This window comes from Cellulophaga sp. RHA_52, from assembly GCF_007827205.1.
Lineage (GTDB): Bacteria > Bacteroidota > Bacteroidia > Flavobacteriales > Flavobacteriaceae > Cellulophaga > Cellulophaga lytica.
Genome location: NZ_VIRZ01000001.1, coordinates 2,285,650 through 2,305,445, shown reverse-complemented (window position 1 = coordinate 2,305,445; position 19,796 = coordinate 2,285,650). Strand labels below are relative to the sequence as shown.

The window sequence follows — 19,796 nt, the reverse complement described above, 5'->3', positions numbered from 1 at the left end:
GAAACTTTTCACTTATGATTTTAGGTGTTATACTATGAAAAAACAGTTAGTGTAGACGAATGGTAAAAAAGATATGTTAAACAAAAAAGGCAACATACTTTAACGTATGTTGCCTTTTTATATATTAAATGGTCTGTTATTATTCTGCTGCAGACTCTTCAGTTTCTTTGTTTTCTTTAGGTTCAGAAAAATCTGTAATACCATGGTCATGTAACAAATTATACCACTGTATTACTTTTTTAATGTCACTTGCATACACACGGTCTTCATCATAATTAGGCAATACCTCAAAGAAATATTCTTCTAATTTTAATTTATCATCCTTATGCTTAACAGATGTTTTTTCTCCGTTTTCTTTAGTTTGTATTTTACTAAATACCTCTCTTAAAGGAACCTCTTCTTCTAACGTATATATTGCAATTTCTGATAAAACACTAACATTTGTACGCATATTTACCGTACTTCTTTTTCCGTCTAATAAAGACTCAGCTACAAAACCGGTACGTGTTTGTGTTACTAACTTGTGTAATCCTGGCTTGCCAGAAATTGATAAAATTTTATCTAAACTCATATTTTACTTTATATCTATTACAAATATTATATTTTTTATAGCGATAAAAAAGAAAACTATCTTCCTTTTTTCATTTCAGGAAAACGCATTCTATATTCTACTCTAATTTTTCCTTTAGAAATGTTTCCTAACTTACTCTTAAGCAATCTTTTCTTTAATGAAGATAGTTTATCTGTAAACAAAATACCTTCAATATGGTCATACTCATGTTGTATAACTCTTGCCAACAAACCGTTATACTCCTCAGTATGTTCTTTAAAGTTTTCATCTAAATAAGTAATTTTTATATTTTCCTTTCTAGATACATCTTCTCTAATGTCTGGTATGCTTAAACATCCTTCATTAAAAGCCCATTCTTCTCCTGTTTCTTCAATAATTTTAGCATTAATAAATGCTTTTTTAAAACCATTTAAAGCTTTTTGTTCTTCTGCAGATAAATCTTCATCATCAGAAAAAGGAGTTGTGTCTACTAAAAATATTCGCAAAGGCAAACCAACTTGTGGTGCTGCTAAACCAACTCCGCTTGCATTATACATAGTCTCCCACATATTTTCTAAAAGCTCCTTTAGTTTAGGATGGTCTTGGTTTATGTCTTTTGCTTTTTTTCTTAGCACAGGATCACCGTATGCTGTAATTGGTAAAATCATATTATCACTTAATTTTTATACGTTGTTCTATTAACAACTAAAATTTTAATTTCTACTTAAATAAGACTGTAAAATAATTGTTGCACTAATCTCATCTACAAGTGCTTTATTTTTACGCTTTTTTTTATTTAACCCACTATCTATCATTGCTTTAAATGCCATTTTAGATGTAAAACGTTCATCTTCTCTTTCTATAATCATATTAGGAAAAACAGCTGTAAGTTTTTCTAAAAAAGGAACAATTAACACTTCTGACTCAGACGCTGTATTATTCATTTGTTTAGGCTCTCCTACTATAATTTTATCTACCTTTTCTTTTGCTATGTAATCTTTTAAAAATGTTATTAGCTCTTTAGTTGCTACGGTTGTTAAACCAGATGCTATTATCTGCAACTCATCTGTTACAGCTATGCCTGTACGCACTTTTCCAAAATCTATAGCTAGTAATCTACCCAAACTGTTTTTTTTGGCAAAAATAATATATAAATTGTTATATGTTTACATTTGATTAAATTATTAAGCCTCACCTATTATCTTTGCTAAAATTGATTTTACAAAAAAATGACAGAATTACAAAAAACTATAGAAGCTGCTTGGGATAACCGAGATTTATTAAAAGAAACAGCTACACAGGATGCCATTAGAGAAGTTATTAACCTAATTGATAATGGTAAACTTAGATGTGCAGAGCCTAAAGGAGATGATTGGCAAATAAACGAATGGGTTAAAAAAGCTGTTGTTCTTTATTTCCCTATTCAGAATATGGAAACTTTAGAAGCTGGTATTTTTGAATACCATGATAAAATGCCTTTAAAAAGAGGTTATAAAGAAAAAGGAATACGTGTAGTACCTAATGCTGTTGCAAGACACGGTGCCTACATTTCTCCTGGTACTATATTAATGCCTAGTTACGTAAATATTGGTGCTTATGTAGATGAAGGTACAATGGTAGATACTTGGGCTACAGTTGGTAGTTGTGCGCAAATTGGCAAAAATGTACACCTTAGTGGTGGTGTTGGTATTGGTGGTGTTTTAGAACCATTACAAGCATCTCCGGTAATTATAGAAGATGGAGCTTTTATAGGTTCTAGATGTATAGTTGTAGAAGGTGTAAGAGTAGAAAAAGAAGCTGTTTTAGGTGCTAATGTTGTTTTAACAATGAGTACTAAAATTATAGATGTGACTGGTGATACACCTGTAGAAATGAAAGGTAGAGTACCTGCACGTTCTGTAGTTATACCAGGTAGTTACACTAAAAAATTTGCTGCTGGCGAATACAATGTACCTTGTGCTTTAATTATTGGTAAACGTAAAGAAAGTACCAATAAAAAAACATCTTTAAATGATGCTTTAAGAGAGTATGATGTTGCTGTTTAGTATATTATATATTACATAAACACAAAGCCCACAATTGTAATTGTGGGCTTTGTGTTTATGTAAAGTAAATTACTCTTTATTAATTCCAAACTTAGTTGTTTTGTGCTTTAAATTACGTGTTTCTTTTCTAATATCGTTATTTATTTTCCAGCTTTCTTTATTTGCATAACCTCTAGGATGATCCAAGTGTATAACAATAGCACTGTACCTTATTTGCTTCGTTTTTATCCCTAAATTTACTAAGCGCTCACCTAATTCTCTATCTTGACCGCCATACTGCATACGTTCATCAAAACCATTAACGGCTAAAATATCCTTTTTCCAACCAGAAGAATTGTGTCCGTTCCATGTAGCTTTGGTAGTAGTAACTGTATTTAAAAATTTAGCTCCAAAACCAGTAAACCTTAATTTATTATTTTTAAAAGACGCATTTAGTCCATGTTTTTTTAACCATGAAATTGAAAAACATGTATTTGTTTCTATATCTTCTTTAGAAATTAATTCTGATATATTCATAGGAAGCTTAAAATAACCCCCAGATAAAAAATATCCTTCTTCTTTATAATTATTGTGAATTTCTACAAAGTCTTTTCTTGGTATACAATCTCCATCAGACATTATAATATATGGAGCTCTAGTTTCTACAATTGCTTTATTTAATATTTGAGATTTTTGGAAGCCATTATCTTTATGCCAAACGTGAGTTATACTATAATTTACAACTTTTTTTAACTCTTCTATAGCTGTTTTAGTTTCTTCTCTAGAACCGTCATCCGCAATAACAACTTCAAAATTATTTATTGTTTGTGTGTTATAACCCCAAAGTACTTTTTTTAACCACTCTACAGAATTGTATGTACTTATTATAACGGAAATGTCTGGTGCTTTCATATAAAATTAAAAATGATAACAAAAGTACTAAGGATTATTTTAATAATCTTTACTTTTGAAAAACAATACTAAATAGAAAAATGATATTAAGAAAATTTTGGGTAAAACTCATTAAAACATTTAAATTTTTGCCTCAAAAATTTTATGTTAAGCATTACTATGAGTATTATACAGGTAAAAAATTAGATTATAACAACCCAATAGAATTTAATCAAAAATTATCATGGTATAAAGTATTTTACAGAAATCCTCTATTACCAAAATTAGTAGACAAATACGCTGTAAGAGAATTTGTAGAAGAAAAGATAGGCAAACAATACTTAAATGATTGTATAGGAGTTTATAATTCTCCAAAAGAAATTGACTGGGACAAATTACCAGAAAAATTTGTGATTAAAGGTGTTCACGGATGTAATTTTAATTTGGTTGTAACAGACAAATCTAAAGTGAATAAAACCAAGGCTAACTTAAAAATGTATAAATGGTTAAACAAAAACCAATACTATAGAGGAGGGTTGGAATGGGCATATAAAAATGTAAAACCAAGGTTAATTATTGAACAGTTTATGCAAGATGAAATAACTAATGATTTAATAGATTATAAGTTTTATTGTTTTGACGGTGAACCAAAATTTTTAATTGCTCAGTCTGATACTTTAGGAAAATATTTTTACAGTTTAAATTGGGAAGAAATGCCATTTGGTTGGAAGAAGAAAGACCCAAATAAAATTAATAAGCCCACTAATTTTAATGAACTTATTGATTTGTCCAAAAAACTATCTGAAGGATTTCCTTTTGTTAGAGTTGATTTTTACTCTGTAAATGGTTCATCTGTGTTTGGAGAAATGACATTTTACCCTACAGATGCTCGAAAAGAATTTTATCCAGAAAAATATAATAAAATTGTTGGTGATTACTTTAAGCTTCCACTAATTTAAATTAACATTATTCTAATAATCTTACTTAACCAAAATATAAATGAAAGTATTTAAAGAGTTACCCCATTCTATATACCATACTTGCAAGTATAGATTAAAATCACAAAAAAAATTAGTACAGCATAAAGATAGCATCCCTGTAATAGTCTCTTTAACTTCTATACCAACTAGGTTAAATAATTTAGATTTGGTTATCAAAAGTATTTTAAATCAGACAGTCTTACCAGAAAAAATAATTTTATGGTTAAATGATTCATTAAAAAATAATTTACCAAAAAAACTTGTTAAGTTAGAGTCTAAAATATTTCAAATTAAATATTCTAAATTAACTTGCTCGCACAGAAAACTAATACACACTTTAGAAGAAAACCCTTCTTCTATAATTGTAACTTGTGATGATGACCAAATGTATCATAACAATTGGTTAAAATTACTATACCAAGAACATTTAAAGCATAAATATTGCATTATTGCTCATAGAGCTACCCAAATAAAAATGAATGAAAATGGCAGCTACTTGCCATTTATTAAGTGGAGAACTCGAGAAGAAACTAATTTACATAACCCTTACTTACCTATAGGATCTTGGGGAGTATTATACCCTCCTAACTCTATGCCCAATACAATATTTAATAAAAACTTATTTTTAAAACTAGCACCTAAAGCAGATGACTTATGGTTTAAAGGAATGTCTTTATTAAACAACACAATAACTAAAGAATCTAGTTTTAAGCCTAAACTACCTATACCAATTATGGGAAGTCAAAAAGTATCTCTTAAAGAAGAAAATGTTAAAAAGAAAAAAAATGAGACTCAGTGGCAAGCACTATCTGACCATTTTGACTTAGTTTCAATTTTAAAAAAACAAAAAAGGTAAGTTATTTCTGAAAAAAAGCAGAAAAAATTTAACAATCTAAATAAAATAATTTATGTTGCTAACTTATTTAAGTTTTATGCATCTATTACTTATAATAATACATTAATACCCTAAATTATTAAAGAACTTAAAATGAAAATAGTAATACTTGCTGCTGGTATAGGATCTAGATTGGGAAACCCTTTTCCTAAGCCACTTACTAAACTAAATAATGGCAAAAGTATCATGCAAATGCAGATAGAGAATCTGTCTAAAGTTTTTAATATCAATGACGTGAGTGTTGTTGTTGGTTTTAAAAAAGATTTAATTATGGAACGGTTTCCTGAATTAAACTATATTTACAATCCTTTTTTTGACTGTACAAACACATCAAAAAGTTTATTAAGAGCATTGCTAAAAAATACTAATCAATCTGTACTATGGTTAAATGGTGATGTTGTTTTTGATGAAACTCTTTTAAATACTTTATTACCTATAATAAAAACCGACAATTCTTTTGTTGCTGTTAATACTAATAGTGTTGCAGACGAAGAAATAAAATATACATTAAAAGATAATTTTATCTTTGAGCTTTCTAAGTCTGTAAAAAATGGTCTTGGTGAAGCTGTAGGCATAAATTATATAGCAAAAAAAGATATCCAATCATTCATTAAGAGACTGGAAGAATGTGATGATAATGATTACTTTGAAAAAGGGCTTGAATTAGCAATTGAAAAAGACAATATAGCATTATCTGCTGTTGATATTTCTAAGCATAACTGTATGGAGGTAGATTTTAAAGAAGATTTAGTGAATGCCAACAATTTATTTTATAAATGAAAGTAATTTTATTTTGTCAAAATGCATATGCCTTTGGAATCCTAAATCCAATTAAGAATTTATTGATTGAAAAAGGAGATGATTTTTTATGGTACATTGACTCTAAACTTACCCAAAAATTCCCTTATAAAACAGATAATTACACCACTAGAATAGTAGACTTACAACTTTACAAAAGCGATATTATATTTTCACCAGGAAATGAAGTGCCTTATTATATACAAGGAGTTAAAGTACAAATATTTCATGGCTTGGCAGGAGAAAAAAAAGGTCATTTTAAAATAAGACATTATTTTGATTTGTACTTAACCCAAGGACCGTATTTTACAAAAAAATTTTTAGAGTTTAAGCGTAAATATAAAAACTTTGAAGTTGTAGAAACTGGGTGGCCTAAATTAGATATCTACTATTCTGAAAAAAATAAATATGATACAGAAAAAAGTGAATTGTTAAAAAGTTATAACGCTAAAAAAATAATTCTTTATGCGCCTACTTTTTCACCTAGTCTTACTTCTGCTCCTTTTTTGGTAAATGAAATTAAATCTGCAGCTAAAAATATTAATTATTTAATACTTATTAAATTTCATGATTTAATGAGTAAAGACTTAATAAACACATACAAGGTTATTTCAAAAGAAAATGCGAACGTTATTTTTATAGAAGACAATAATATTATAAAATATTTACTGTTATCAGACTTAATGGTGAGTGATACTTCTTCTGTTATTTATGAGTTTTTATTACTAAATAAACCTGTTATAACCTATAAAAACATAAATAAAACTATATACTGGGATAATTCTACAAATTATAATAATCTACAAGAAAAAATAATCACTAATCTTGAAAACGACCCATTTTCTAGTCAAAGAAAATATATTCAAGATGAATACCACCCATACTCAGATGGTAAATCTGCAGAGCGTATGTTAAATGCTGCTAAAAAATTTGTTCATAACAACGGTGTGCCTGCTAAGCGTAAACTTCCTATAGACAGAGCTCTTAAAATTAATTCTATTTTTGGAAAACCAATAAAAAATACCTTCAATGGTCGCAAGTCTGAAAAATTAAGTGCCTTATTAATTACATACAACGAAATTAGAAATATAGACGCTGTTATTGAGAATTTAAAATTTGCTGATGAAATTATAATTGTAGACTCGTATAGTACAGACGGAACAGTTGAAGCTATAAAAAAACACCCAAAAGTTTCTTTAATTCAAAGAGCATTTAAAAACTATTCTGACCAAAAAGCCTATGCTCTTAGTCTAGCTCAAAACAAATGGGTTTTATTTATTGATGCTGATGAAAGGATCCCTGATGATTTACAGCAAGAAATTTTAAAAACTATAAACAATAAAAACATAAATATTTCTGCCTTTTTTGTTTACAGAACATTTATGTTTAATAATAAAATATTACGCTTTTGCGGTTGGCAAAACGATAAAAACTACAGGCTATTTAACAAAGAAAAGGTTGCTTTTTCTACAAAAAGAATTGTTCATGAAACCTTAGAGGTTAGCGGTAAGTCATCTATCCTTAAAAATAAATTAATTCACTATGCTTATTTTGACTACAACATATATAAACAAAAAAGAATTAAATATGAGCAATTAAAAGCTCAAGAAGATTTTGATAAAAATAAAAAAGCCACTCCGTATCATCTCTACATAAAGCCTATAGGTAAGTTTTTAGAGCATTATATTATTAAATTAGGTATTTTAGATGGTAACAAAGGAATTATAATAAGTTATCTCTATGCTAACGCAACAAAAGAGAGATATAAAAAACTACAACAATTGCATAATGGCGAGCAAAAATAAACCTGATCAAAATTTTATTGATGAAATAAATAAATGCATTACTGTTTTAGAAAATGGTGGTGTTATTTTATACCCAACAGACACTGTGTGGGGTATTGGTTGTGACGCAACTAATGAAGATGCCGTAAACAAAATATATCAGCTTAAAAAAAGAGCCAATACTAAAACAATGATTTGCTTAGTTGCAAATGATTTTATGTTAGAAAAGCACGTAGAAAAAGTTCCTGAAGTTGCTTTTGATATTATAGATATTGCAGACAAACCAACAACAATTGTTTATGACAACCCAAAAAATATTGCCAAAAATTTAATAGCAGAAGATAAAAGCTTGGCCATTAGAGTTGCAACAGATAAATTTTGTCAATACTTAATAAGCAAATTTAAAAAACCTATAGTTTCTACTTCTGCAAACCTTTCTGGAGACCCCACTGCTAAAAGTTTTAAAGAAATAAGTTCTGATATTTTAAAAGGTGTAGACTATGCCGTAAATTTGCAGCGTAACATACAAAAAGTCACCCCTTCATCAATCATTAAATTAAGTAATGATGGTACAGTAAAGGTGATTCGGAAATAGGAATGACGCAAGATAACTACAAAGACGCAATTAAAGACCCAATTTTTTTAGTAATAGCAGAAGCAGCTGCAGAACTTAATGTAGCCTCCTACGTTATTGGGGGCTTTGTTCGCGATTCTCTATTAAAAAGAGGAACACCTAAAGATATAGATGTTGTTGCTGTTGGCAGTGGTATAGAGTTAGCTCAAAAAGTAGCCTCTAAATTACCTACCAATCCAAAGGTATCTGTATTTAAAAACTTTGGTACTGCTATGCTAAAGTATAACGACTTAGAACTAGAGTTTGTTGGTGCACGTAAAGAAAGTTACCATGAAGATAGTAGAAAACCTATAGTTGAAAATGGTTCTCTAGAAGATGATCAAAATAGAAGAGATTTTACCATTAATGCAATGGCTATTTCTTTAAACAAAAACACATATGGGCAGTTATTAGATCCTTTTAATGGAATAAATGATCTTGCCAATAAAATTATTAAAACTCCTTTAGAACCAGGCGTAACCTATTCTGATGACCCTTTGCGTATGATGAGAGCAATACGTTTTGCTACTCAACTACAATTTAATATAGAGGAAAAATCGTTTTTATCTATAACGGAAAATAAAGACAGAATAAATATTATATCTAAAGAGCGTATTGTTGATGAGTTAAATAAAATTATGAACAGTTCAAAACCTTCTATAGGCTTTGCTCTTCTTCATAAATCAAAATTATTACCATTTATTTTACCAGAGTTAAGTGCTCTACAAGGTATTGAAGAAATTGAAGGTCATAAACATAAAGACAATTTTTGGCACACTTTAGAGGTAGTAGATAATATCTCTGAAAATACAGATAATTTATGGTTGCGTTGGGCTGCATTACTACATGACATTGGTAAAGCACCAACAAAAAAGTTTCATAAAAAAAAGGGATGGACATTTAGAGGTCACGAATTTATTGGTTCTAAAATGGTATACAAATTGTTTAAACGATTACGTATGCCGTTAAATGATAAAATGAAATATGTACAAAAAATGGTACTAATGAGTTCTAGACCTATTGTACTTTCTGAAGATTTTGTAACTGATTCTGCTGTGAGGCGTTTAATTTTTGATGCTGGTGAAAACATAGAAGACCTTATGATTTTATGTGAAGCAGATATCACTACAAAAAACACAAAAAAACAACGTAAATACCGCAACAATTTTAAACTAGTTAGACAAAAAATTGTTGAAGTAGAAGAAAGAGATCAAATTCGTAATTTTCAGCCTCCAGTTACTGGAGAAGAAATTATGAAAACCTTTAATTTAAAACCATCTAAAGAAATTGGAATTTTAAAAGAAGCTATCAAAGAAGCTATTTTAGATGGTACAATTCCTAATGACTATAATGAAGCATATAATTTTATGCTTAAAAAAGGTAAAGAACTAGGTTTATAACTACCAATATTTTTCTCTTTATCAATTTTTACAATACCTACAAAAGTTCATAAAAACATAAACATACATTTTTTATGTTTTCCTTCACATACACTTTTCTACCATTCATCTACACTTTCTTCGTGTTAGACAACATATAATTATTTAACCATTTATTCATAGATATATTTGAATAAAACAGGTTAAAAGAAGTGTTTTCTCATTTATAAAAACATTACACTTAGTTTTTTTCCTATCAATAAAAAACGAAGCACATTTTAAAATTAAACGTAACCATTAACCCCCTTTAAATGAAAAATTTCCATTCAATGATTTTTTCAAAGTTTAATGTCAAAAAAAAAATCATATTAAACTTTTTCTGTCTATTATTCATTACAACAAGTTTTGCCCAGTTAAGTGATGTGCATTACATACCACCTATGTATTGTAGCGAATATTCTAGCTCAAACTGGTGGAACGAAGAAATCCATTTATCTACACCTTCATCTACTACATTCACCGTTTTCATTGAAGATGGGGCTGGAAATCCTGTTGGCGCAGGTAACAATGGAACTCCTGGAGCTTATGACATAACAAATGGAGCCCCATACGTTTTAAGCTTAGGTACTGCTCCTAGTGGGTATACTTCAGCCGTCACCGCAAATCTAGGTAATGTAATTGATGGAAATGGTTCAGGACTGAAGTTGACCGCAAGTGAAGCTTTTTATGCCAACTTTAAGGTAAATGGGAGTTCACAGGCTGCTAGTTTAACATCTAAAGGTACATCGGCCTTGGGGACTCATTTTAAGTGGGCAGGACCGCCAAACCGAACAACATATGCCAAAGGTGGTTATTCTGTTTTAAGTATTATGGCAACCCAAGACGGCACCGTAATAGATGTTACAGACTATGATACAGATCTATTAATTCAACGAAATACAGATGCTACTGCAATTACAGATGATGCTCTAAATTTCACCCTAGATGCAGGAGAATCCTACATTTTGGCAGTAAGAGCTAATACAGGCACTGCCAATAGAACCGGATTTATCGGAGCTGATATAAAATCAACAGCCCCTATTGCTGTAACTACTGGAGGTACCTTATATGCCATTGCGAGTCAAGGAGGAAGAGATTTGGGAATTGATCAACTTGTACCTATTGAGTTACTTGGTACTGAATATGTAGTTATACAAGGTAATGGAGGCTCAGCCGAACGTGTTATTATTACGGGTACAGCCAATGGCACATCGGTTAATGTTAATGGTTCCTATTATGGTTCTGTAGAAAATGGTACATTTTTAGAAATTAATGGAAGTGAATTTTCAGCTAACGAAAACATGTTAATTGAAACTACGGCTGCCGTTTATGTACACCACGCGATAATAGGAATTAATGGAGCTGCAAATACAGACGGTCTAAACTTCGTTCCTCCTTTGTCTTGTTTTAATGATGCTGAACTTAATGAACTTTCGATTCCAAGGGTAATTGCAGGAACCTCATATACAGCTTCAAGTTTAATGATTACTACTATTGCAGGTTCTACAGTGCTTGTTAATGGAACTGCCACAACTGAAACAGAAAAAGCTGTACCTAACAGTACTACATGGGTTACTTATAAAATACCTATTGATAATAATGGGAACTATTCCGTTAGTAGTAATAATCCAATTGCGGTAAGTATATTTGGAGGTTCAGGTAATGCAGGATTTGGTGGTTATTTCTCTAGTTTTGGTAGTGCTCCCTATTTAGAGGCTAATCAATATTTAAATTATTGTTATGATGAACTTTCTGTGGTTAGTTCAGTGCCACCGGATGGGATAACCTGGTATAAAGATGGCGTAGCTATTCCTGGTGAAACAGGAAATACTTTTATTCCTACACAATCAGGAACGTATTCTGCTCTAATAGATGTGGCTTTTTGTCAGTCATTCACAAGTCAATTTACGTATGTTTTTGATGATGATGATCTAGATGGATTGCCTAATGATTGCGATCCAAATGATGATAACATAGATACAGATGGAGATGGTATTCCAGATGGCGCAGATGCCGATGTAAATGGAGATGGAACTTTAGATAATGGTCCTGACTGTGATGGGGATGGTATCAATGATTTATTTGATTCAACACCATGTCCTGGTGATGTAGCAGATCCTGCAACAGATAGTGATGGTGATGGAATCACAGATGAAAATGACTTAATAGATGAAACTATTGATACAGATGGTGATGGTTTACCAGATGCTATTGACCCAGATAATAATAACCCAGATACAGATGGTGATGGTGTTCCAGATGGTGTGGATATAGATCCTGATGGTGATGGTATCGCCAATAACGGAACAGATTCCGATGGTGATGGAATTAATGATTTTTCAGATATTGATAATAATCCAGGTGCTCCCGATTCTGACGGAGATGGTATTATAGACTCAGAAGATACAATAGATAATACTGCGGATGCCGATGGGGATGGTTTACCTGATCATTTAGATCCTGATGATGGCAACTGTGATACTGATGGTGATGGCATTGTTGACGGTGCTGATATTGACGTTAACGGAGATGAAACAAATGATAACGGAGCCGATACTGACGGTGATGGAGTTAACAATCAGTTTGATTCTGATGTTGACGGTAACGGAACCATTGATAATGGCCCCGATACAGATGCTAATGGTCTAAATGATAACAAACAACCATTAGACACTGATGGAGATGGAATTCCTAATGGTTGTGATACGGACCCTTCAGATCCTTGTTCTCCCTCAACGGACAGTCTTTATGTTCCTGTTGATACCGCTGATTGTGATAATGACGGATTAACCTATGCAGAAGAAATAACTGCAGGCACAGATCCTGACTTGGCTGATACAGATGGTGATGGAGTCTTAGATGGTACAGAAGTAAATATTGATAACACTAATCCTTTAGACCTTTGTAGTTTTGAATTAGCAAGTGCTACCGAAACTCCAAGTGCAACTTGGAATACTTCAGATTGTGATGGAGATGGAGTTGATAATCAAACTGAAGTAACAAACGGTTCTGAAATTTTTGATCCATGTGACCCAGTTCAATTAGCGGGATATACAGGTTATGATTCAAGTAATGCTATTTGGTCATCTGCTGATTGTGATGGTGATGGAATAGATAATGGAACAGAAATTACTAATGGAACAGACCCATATAATAATGATACAACTCCTCCTACTGCGCCTACGGTTGATAGTCAAGTTACTAATGATACTACGCCTGTTCTTACAGGTACGGCTGAACCTAACTCTACTATTACTGTTGTTGTGGGTGGTGCTACATATACTACTACTGCTAACGCTTCTGGTGACTGGACTATTGATACTCAAACAGCTACTCCAGATAGCGGAACTTTTAATCCTAATATTAATGGTACTAATGAAGTACAGGTTACTAGTACTGATGCGGCTGGGAATAGCACTAATGATGCTACTACTTTAGAATTAACTATTGATACTACAGACCCTACAACTCCTACGGTTGATAGTCAAGTTACTAATGATACTACACCTGTTCTTACAGGTACGGCTGAACCTAACTCTACTATTACTGTTGTTGTGGGTGGTGCTACATATACTACTACTGCTAACGCTTCTGGTGACTGGACTATTGATACTCAAACAGCTACTCCAGATAGCGGAACTTTTAGCCCTAATGTTAATGGTACTAATGAAGTACAGGTTACTAGTACTGATGCGGCTGGGAATAGCACTAATGATGCTACTACTTTAGAATTAACTATTGATACTACAGACCCTACAACTCCTACGGTTGATAGTCAAGTTACTAATGATACTACGCCTGTTCTTACAGGTACGGCTGAACCTAACTCTACTATTACTGTTGTTGTGGGTGGTGCTACATATACTACTACTGCTAACGCTTCTGGTGACTGGACTATTGATACTCAAACAGCTACTCCAGATAGCGGAACTTTTAATCCTAATGTTAATGGTACTAATGAAGTACAGGTTACTAGTACTGATGCGGCTGGGAATAGCACTAATGATGCTACTACTTTAGAATTAACTATTGATACTACAGATCCTACAACTCCTACGGTTGATAGTCAAGTTACTAATGATACTACGCCTGTTCTTACAGGTACGGCTGAACCTAACTCTACTATTACTGTTGTTTTGGGTGGTGCTACATATACTACTACTGCTAACGCTTCTGGTGACTGGACTATTGATACTCAAACAGCTACTCCAGATAGCGGAACTTTTAATCCTAATATTAATGGTACTAATGAAGTACAGGTTACTAGTACTGATGCGGCTGGGAATAGCACTAATGATGCTACTACTTTAGAATTAACTATTGATACTACAGATCCTACAACTCCTACGGTTGATAGTCAAGTTACTAATGATACTACACCTGTTCTTACAGGTACGGCTGAACCTAACTCTACTATTACTGTTGTTGTGGGTGGTGCTACATACACTACTACTGCTAACGCTTCTGGTGACTGGACTATTGATACTCAAACAGCTACTCCAGATAGTGGAACTTTTAATCCTAATGTTAATGGCACTAATGAAGTACAGGTTACTAGTACTGATGCGGCTGGGAATAGCACTAATGATGCTACTACTTTAGAATTAACTATTGATACTACAGATCCTACTGCGCCTACAGTAGCTATTACTGAAGATACTAACAATGACGGTTTAATTTCTCAAGATGAATTAGTGGGTGATATTGATGCTACTATTACTCTTCCGGCTGATGCTGTGGCAGGTGATACTGTAACTATTACTGATGGTAATGGAAACTCTCAAGACATTGTTCTTAATGCTACAGATATAACTAATGGTACTATTAATGTTGTAATTGCTAATCCTGGTGATGGTAACTCTATTAATGTAACTGCTAATATTACAGATGTTGCTGGGAACGTTGGCCCTAATAGCACTGCTGATTCGGCTACTATTGATACAACTCCTCCTACTGCACCTACAGTAACTATTACTGAAGACACTAACAATGACGGTTTAATTTCTCAAGATGAATTAGTGGGTGATATTGATGCTACTATTACTCTTCCGGCTGATGCCGTGGCAGGTGATACTGTAACTATTACTGATGGTAATGGAAACTCTCAAGACATTGTTCTTAATGCTACAGATATTACTAATGGTACTATTAATGTTATAATTGTTAATCCTGGTGATGGTAACTCTATTAATGTAACTGCTAATATTACAGATGTTGCTGGGAACGTTGGCCCTAATAGCACTGCTGATTCGGCTACTATTGATACAACTCCTCCTACTGCGCCTACGGTAGCTATTACTGAAGATACTAATAATGACGGTTTAATTTCTCAAGATGAATTAGTGGGTGATATTGATGCTACTATTACTCTTCCGGCTGATGCTGTGGCAGGTGATACTGTAACTATTACTGATGGTAATGGAAACTCTCAAGACATTGTTCTTAATGCTACAGATATAACTAATGGTACTATTAATGTTGTAATTGCTAATCCTGGTGATGGTAACTCTATTAATGTAACTGCTAATATTACAGATGTTGCTGGGAACGTTGGCCCTAATAGCACTGCTGATTCGGCTACTATTGATACAACTCCTCCTACTGCACCTACAGTAACTATTACTGAAGACACTAACAATGACGGTTTAATTTCTCAAGATGAATTAGTGGGTGATATTGATGCTACTATTACTCTTCCGGCTGATGCCGTGGCAGGTGATACTGTAACTATTACTGATGGTAATGGAAACTCTCAAGACATTGTTCTTAATGCTACAGATATTACTAATGGTACTATTAATGTTATAATTGCTAATCCTGGTGATGGTAACTCTATTAATGTAACTGCTAATATTACAGATGTTGCTGGGAACGTTGGCCCTAATAGCGCTGCTGATTCGGCTACTATTGATTCTACTGATCCTATAGTAGATAGCTTTACAGCTAATACAACTTCTCCTTTATTAACAGGTCAAGGAAATTCTAATGAACTTCTATTAATTGATTTAGATACAGATGGTGATGGTGTAATTGATGTTTCATATTCAGTAACAACAGATTCTACAGGAAATTGGAGCATTGATACGGCTACAGCAATACCAGATAATGGTACATTTCCAATATTAGAAGATGAAGACACCATAGAAATAATAGCTACAGATTCTGCTGGAAATATTGGTACTGGTACAGTTGTACTTTCTATTGATTCTGATAATGATGGATTATCTGATAATGAAGAAGCGGCTTTAGGTACAGATCCTAATAACCCTGATACTGATGGGGATTCTATTTTAGACGGACAAGAAGTTACTGATAATACCAACCCGCTTGATGACTGTGACTCTAACGGTGGTACGCCTCTTGAAGCTAGTGATTGTGATATGGATGGCTTAACTAATGCACAAGAAGCGGCTTTAGGTACAGATCCTTTTAATCCTGATACCGATGGTGATTTAATTCTTGATGGTAAAGAAGTAGATGATGAAACTGATCCTCTTGATCCTTGTGATAATATTGGTGGTACACCTCCAACTGGTTCTGCTTGTGACATCTCTATTTACAACGACCTTGTAGGGCCTGGTGTAGATGATGGATACTTTAGAATTATTAATATTGAACAGTTCCCTAACAATACCGTACAAATCTACAACAGATGGGGCGTAATTGTTTTTGAAACTAAAGGATATGATCGTGGTTCTAATGTTTTTAAAGGAATATCTAACGGTAGAGTTGTTATTAATAAAAATGAAGAACTTCCTGCTGGTGTTTACTACTACATTATTAATTACAATAATAACGGTCAAAATAAATCTAAAGCCGGATATTTATATCTAAATAGATAACTTTAAACACAACCATTAAACGCATAAATCATAAATTATGAAAAAATTACTTCTAAGTATTGTTTTTGTCCTTCTTGCCCTGCAGAACATTTCTGCTCAGCAAGATGCACAATACACTCAATATATGTATAACACCATTGCCATTAACCCTGCTTATGCTGGTTCTAGAGGTGTATTTAGTATTGCTGCTTTGCACAGATCTCAATGGGTAGGCCTAGATGGTGCCCCTACAACACAAACGCTTAACTTTAACACTCCTGTTTCTAGAAGAGTGGGGCTTGGACTTTCTGTAGTCCACGATGAAATTGGTAACGGAACAAATCAAGATACCTATATAGATGCTGCTTTTTCTTATACAGTTCCTACTAGTGAACAAGGAAAACTATCCTTTGGACTTAAAGCTGGAGGACATTTTTTAAATCTAGATTTTTCTAAACTGGCCAATTACAGACAAGAGTCTACTCCGGCAGGATATGATGATATCGAGAAAAAATTCTCCCCTAACTTTGGCGCCGGTATCTATTACCATACTGATAAATTCTACGCTGGTTTTTCTGTCCCTAACTTTTTAGAAACAAAACACTTTGATGATTCTCAAGGACAAAACAGTTCTTTTCTTGCCGTAGAACGTATGAACTTGTATTTAATTACAGGCTATGTTTTTGAACTTAACAGAGATTTAAAACTTAAACCTGCCGCACTTATTAAAGCTGTTAAAGGTGCTCCTATACAAGCCGATTTGTCAGCTACTTTTTTACTTAGAGATAAATTTAGCTTTGGTGCCGCATACCGTTGGGATGCTGCTCTTAGTGCTCTTGTTGGGTTTCAGCTTAGTGACCAATTAATGCTTGGTTTAGCCTATGATAAAGAAACTACTGATCTTGGAAATACCTCGTTTAATGATGGTTCTTTTGAGGTTTTTTTAAGGTACGAGCTAAGATCAAGATACAAAAAAGTAATTACGCCTAGATTCTTCTAAAAAACAAAACAAATGAAATTTAAATACATAACACTTGCCTTTTTGTTTTGTTGTGCTTTTACAAACGCACAAACCAAAAAAGAGAAAAAGGCCGATGATAAGTTTGAAAGTTACCAATACGCTGAAGCTATTGATGTTTATGAAAGACTTATTGACTTAGGATATACATCTGAAACTATTTATAGAAAATTAGCAAACTCTAACTACCTTAATGCTAGGTATGAAAATGCCGCTAAATGGTATGAGATGTTGGTTAACCTAGAAGGTGCTAACGTTGACCCTGAAGAGGTCTATAAATACGCATTATCACTAAAGTCTATTGGAGAATATGAAAAATCTGATACTTGGATGCGTAAGTTTGATGATATAAAACAGTACGACTCTAGAGCGTCTTTATTTGAAAATAATACAGACTACCTAAAAGTAATTGAAAAAAACTCGGGACGGTACAATATTAAAAACTTAGAAATAAATTCTAGTGTATCTGAATTCTCTCCTGCTTATTACAATGACAAACTTGTTTTCTCTTCTGCTAGAGATACAGGAACTGTGCGTAGAACTATTCACGAGTGGAATAACCAGCCATTTTTAAACCTATATGCTGCTCAGTTTAATGAAGAAGGCAAACCTATTAACGCTGGAAAACTAGACCGTAAACTAAATAAAAAAACACATGAATCTTCTGCTATTTTTACTAAAGATGGCAATACCATGTATTTTACCAGAAATAATTCTGATAACGGGAGATTTGCACGTGATAAAGATGGGGTTAGTAGACTTAAATTATATAGAGCTACTAAGGTAAATGATGAGTGGAAAAAAATTACAGAATTGCCTTTTAATGGTGATGATTTTTCTGTAGCACACCCTGCCCTATCGCCTGATGAAACTAAACTATACTTTGCATCTGATATGCCTGGCACTAGAGGAATGTCTGATTTGTTTGTGGTAGATATTATTGCTGATGGTACTTTTTCTGCTCCTCGTAATCTTGGCAATAAAATTAACACAGAATCTAGAGAAACATTTCCTTTTGTTTCTAAAAACAACATCTTGTATTTTGCCTCTGATGGGCATCCCGGTTTAGGCGGTTTAGATATTTTTGCAACGCAAATTACCAACAATTTTAATGATTCTTATATTCTAAACATAGGTAAACCAGTAAACAGTAAACAAGATGATTTCTCTTTAATTTTTGATGAAGACACTCAAAAAGGATTCTTTGCCTCTAACCGTGATGGTGGTAAAGGGTATGATGATATTTATAGCTTTATACAAACCAAAGAGCTAAATCTTAATTGCTACAATACCATTAATGGTACTGCTGTTAATCTTAAAACGGGGGCTAGTATTGCTGATGCTGCGATCCAAGTAAAAGACAAAGAGAATACCTTGGTTTTTGAAACTAAAACAGACACCAAAGGAAACTTTACACTAAATGATATTTGTTGGGATGATACCTATACCCTACTCGGAGAAAAAATAGAGTTTGAGCAAGGTACTACCTCCTTTACTATGGAACGCAATAAAGAATTAAAACCTGTTATTGTAAAATTAAATCCTATTAAAAGAGCTGCGCCTATTGGTACTGACTTAACAAAGTACTTAAAACTAGATCCTATTTATTTTGACCTTGATAAATCATTTATTAGAATTGACGGACAAATTACTATGCAACAAGTGTTTGCATACCTTAAAGAATACCCAGAGGTGGTTATTGAGGTTCGTTCACATACAGATGCCAGAGCTACTAATGAGTATAACTTAGCCCTATCTAACAGAAGAGCTAAAGAAACTGTAAAATACCTACTAGATAATGGTATTGCGCCTGAGCGTGTTTCTGGTAAAGGATTTGGTGAGTCAGAGCTTACAAACAATTGTGACTCTAACAGCAAATGCTCTGAAGAAGAACACCAAAAAAACAGAAGATCTGAGTTTATTGTAGTACAAAACTAAACAATAAAACATCCTATAAAAACAAAAAAGAGGAAGCTAAAGCTTCCTCTTTTTTGTTACATAAAT

The 19,796-nt window shown here is 32.7% G+C and carries 14 protein-coding genes; 10 read left to right on the top strand and 4 right to left on the bottom strand.

Annotated elements, in window-relative coordinates; genetic code table 11:
* Nucleotides 1–139 precede the first annotated feature (139 nt).
* From JM80_RS10135 to ruvX, 3 genes are read right to left on the bottom strand one after another with little or no spacing between them, the layout of a single operon-like run.
* Complete coding sequence (locus JM80_RS10135; RefSeq protein WP_013619657.1) at nt 140–571, bottom strand: DUF5606 domain-containing protein; 432 nt, start codon at nt 569–571, stop codon at nt 140–142.
* A 56-nt stretch (nt 572–627) separates the two neighbouring features.
* Nucleotides 628–1,218 carry a peptide deformylase gene (def, locus tag JM80_RS10130; protein WP_013619658.1) on the bottom strand — a complete coding sequence of 197 codons (591 nt, stop codon included), beginning with the start codon at nt 1,216–1,218 and terminating at the stop codon, nt 628–630.
* 45 nt (nt 1,219–1,263) lie between these two features.
* Nucleotides 1,264–1,674, bottom strand: a complete 411-nt coding sequence (gene ruvX / locus JM80_RS10125; protein WP_144709964.1) for a Holliday junction resolvase RuvX — start codon at nt 1,672–1,674, stop codon at nt 1,264–1,266.
* Nucleotides 1,675–1,779: 105 nt separating this feature from the next.
* Between ruvX and JM80_RS10120 the strand changes: the two genes are divergently transcribed.
* Entirely contained in the window at nt 1,780–2,595 is an 816-nt protein-coding gene (locus JM80_RS10120) for a 2,3,4,5-tetrahydropyridine-2,6-dicarboxylate N-succinyltransferase (protein WP_144709962.1), read from the top strand.
* Between the two features lie 69 nt (nt 2,596–2,664).
* On the opposite strand, the gene JM80_RS10115 is transcribed toward JM80_RS10120, so the two are convergent.
* On the bottom strand, nt 2,665–3,486 hold the full coding sequence (locus tag JM80_RS10115; RefSeq protein WP_089119076.1) for a glycosyltransferase family 2 protein: 822 nt from the start codon (nt 3,484–3,486) through the stop codon (nt 2,665–2,667).
* Between the two features lie 80 nt (nt 3,487–3,566).
* Here JM80_RS10115 and JM80_RS10110 point away from each other — a divergent pair, with 80 nt between their 5' ends.
* The 9 genes from JM80_RS10110 to JM80_RS10070 all read left to right on the top strand — a co-directional run bounded on the left by JM80_RS10110 (nt 3,567) and on the right by JM80_RS10070 (nt 19,730).
* Nucleotides 3,567–4,424: an ATP-grasp fold amidoligase family protein gene (locus tag JM80_RS10110; RefSeq protein ID WP_013619662.1), complete on the top strand. Its 858-nt coding sequence runs from the start codon at nt 3,567–3,569 to the stop codon at nt 4,422–4,424.
* 40 nt (nt 4,425–4,464) lie between these two features.
* On the top strand, nt 4,465–5,301 hold the full coding sequence (locus JM80_RS10105) for a glycosyltransferase family A protein (protein WP_013619663.1): 837 nt from the start codon (nt 4,465–4,467) through the stop codon (nt 5,299–5,301).
* Between the two features lie 132 nt (nt 5,302–5,433).
* Nucleotides 5,434–6,120, top strand: a complete 687-nt coding sequence (locus tag JM80_RS10100; protein WP_013619664.1) for an NTP transferase domain-containing protein — start codon at nt 5,434–5,436, stop codon at nt 6,118–6,120.
* Nucleotides 6,117–7,943, top strand: a complete 1,827-nt coding sequence (locus tag JM80_RS16670; RefSeq protein ID WP_089119073.1) for a CDP-glycerol glycerophosphotransferase family protein — start codon at nt 6,117–6,119, stop codon at nt 7,941–7,943. Before JM80_RS10100 ends, JM80_RS16670 begins: the two co-directional genes overlap by 4 nt.
* Nucleotides 7,927–8,517: an L-threonylcarbamoyladenylate synthase gene (locus JM80_RS10090; protein ID WP_013619666.1), complete on the top strand. Its 591-nt coding sequence runs from the start codon at nt 7,927–7,929 to the stop codon at nt 8,515–8,517. The genes JM80_RS16670 and JM80_RS10090 overlap by 17 nt, the downstream gene beginning before the upstream one ends.
* A gap of 2 nt (nt 8,518–8,519) precedes the next feature.
* Nucleotides 8,520–9,935 carry a CCA tRNA nucleotidyltransferase gene (locus tag JM80_RS10085; protein ID WP_144709960.1) on the top strand — a complete coding sequence of 472 codons (1,416 nt, stop codon included), beginning with the start codon at nt 8,520–8,522 and terminating at the stop codon, nt 9,933–9,935.
* 419 nt (nt 9,936–10,354) lie between these two features.
* A complete protein-coding gene (locus tag JM80_RS10080; RefSeq protein WP_186439765.1) occupies nt 10,355–16,795 on the top strand; it encodes an Ig-like domain-containing protein in 6,441 nt (2,146 codons plus the stop codon).
* Nucleotides 16,796–16,832: 37 nt separating this feature from the next.
* Nucleotides 16,833–17,774 (top strand): type IX secretion system membrane protein PorP/SprF, encoded by a 942-nt coding sequence (locus JM80_RS10075; protein ID WP_013619669.1) that lies wholly within the window; start codon nt 16,833–16,835, stop codon nt 17,772–17,774.
* 12 nt (nt 17,775–17,786) lie between these two features.
* Nucleotides 17,787–19,730, top strand: a complete 1,944-nt coding sequence (locus tag JM80_RS10070) for an OmpA family protein (RefSeq protein WP_144709954.1) — start codon at nt 17,787–17,789, stop codon at nt 19,728–19,730.
* Nucleotides 19,731–19,796 lie beyond the last annotated feature (66 nt).

Bases quoted from the DNA above. Each gene is read 5' to 3' on its own strand.
- JM80_RS10135 (WP_013619657.1), bottom strand. From the start codon at position 571: ATGAGTTTAGATAAAATTTTATCAATTTCTGGCAAGCCAGGATTACAC.
- def (WP_013619658.1), bottom strand. From the start codon at position 1,218: ATGATTTTACCAATTACAGCATACGGTGATCCTGTGCTAAGAAAAAAA.
- JM80_RS10120 (WP_144709962.1), top strand. From the start codon at position 1,780: ATGACAGAATTACAAAAAACTATAGAAGCTGCTTGGGATAACCGAGAT.
- JM80_RS10115 (WP_089119076.1), bottom strand. From the start codon at position 3,486: ATGAAAGCACCAGACATTTCCGTTATAATAAGTACATACAATTCTGTA.
- JM80_RS10110 (WP_013619662.1), top strand. From the start codon at position 3,567: ATGATATTAAGAAAATTTTGGGTAAAACTCATTAAAACATTTAAATTT.
- JM80_RS10105 (WP_013619663.1), top strand. From the start codon at position 4,465: ATGAAAGTATTTAAAGAGTTACCCCATTCTATATACCATACTTGCAAG.
- JM80_RS10100 (WP_013619664.1), top strand. From the start codon at position 5,434: ATGAAAATAGTAATACTTGCTGCTGGTATAGGATCTAGATTGGGAAAC.
- JM80_RS16670 (WP_089119073.1), top strand. From the start codon at position 6,117: ATGAAAGTAATTTTATTTTGTCAAAATGCATATGCCTTTGGAATCCTA.
- JM80_RS10090 (WP_013619666.1), top strand. From the start codon at position 7,927: ATGGCGAGCAAAAATAAACCTGATCAAAATTTTATTGATGAAATAAAT.
- JM80_RS10085 (WP_144709960.1), top strand. From the start codon at position 8,520: ATGACGCAAGATAACTACAAAGACGCAATTAAAGACCCAATTTTTTTA.
- JM80_RS10080 (WP_186439765.1), top strand. From the start codon at position 10,355: ATGTATTGTAGCGAATATTCTAGCTCAAACTGGTGGAACGAAGAAATC.
- JM80_RS10075 (WP_013619669.1), top strand. From the start codon at position 16,833: ATGAAAAAATTACTTCTAAGTATTGTTTTTGTCCTTCTTGCCCTGCAG.
- JM80_RS10070 (WP_144709954.1), top strand. From the start codon at position 17,787: ATGAAATTTAAATACATAACACTTGCCTTTTTGTTTTGTTGTGCTTTT.